Below are 688 nucleotides of genomic sequence, written 5' to 3' on the forward strand. Positions count from 1 at the left end.
CGCCTTTAACTCCCTCCCCTTCTCCCAAACCACCTTCCCAGCCCGAAAAAAATCCGGACAATACCCGCTCCGCGGATTAGCAATACCCGCCTGCCCCAGGCACCACGACACGAAGGCCGCACACCAGGGATTTCCCGCTTTCAGCCCGACATAGCGCAGATAAGCCTCCACCTGCGGACCATCATTGCGGTTAGTCGCCTCACGGACGCCGAGCTGGGAAAGATAAACCGCCCGCAGCCGCTCTTCCGGCTTCCCCGCATGCAATGGATCTGTTTTAACCAAAGCAGTTCCAAAGAAAATAATAGAAATAATTAAGACGATTATTTTCATATTGCCTCCATTATCCAACCAACGCCCTCAAAATCGACACCATACTCCATAACAGCATCATATAAAACCCCAGGTAAATCAATACCTTCTGCGGCACCGTCAGCGAAAGGAAATTATCCTCGAAACACACTTCCGAATACTCCGCAAACACGGGCCAGATTACCCGGATCGCCATCCACGTAACCGCCTTAAAAACCAGGAACGTCAGCACCGCCACAATCACAACACTTAGTATTCCGGGATCAACCGGCGCCGATGTCACGTCTATTCTTCTTGAAATCCAGGGAAAAACCAGCATGCACGCCAGCATCCCCCCAATTAGCATCCCTTCATGATGCAAAGCCCTGACAATAAATCT

General features: G+C 51.2%; 1 protein-coding gene and 1 pseudogene. Both read right to left on the reverse strand.

The genetic code is table 11. The features are described 5' to 3' along the window. A pseudogene (locus tag DDR33_RS25995) lies at window positions 1–330 on the reverse strand (hypothetical protein); the annotation flags it as partial. 10 nt (window positions 331–340) lie between these two features. Continuing rightward, window positions 341–688 (reverse strand): hypothetical protein (locus DDR33_RS26000; RefSeq protein ID WP_158280830.1); only part of this gene is annotated, 348 nt, incomplete at its 5' end.

Origin of the sequence: Pararcticibacter amylolyticus, assembly GCF_003130405.1 — a bacterium.
GTDB lineage: Bacteria > Bacteroidota > Bacteroidia > Sphingobacteriales > Sphingobacteriaceae > Arcticibacter > Arcticibacter amylolyticus.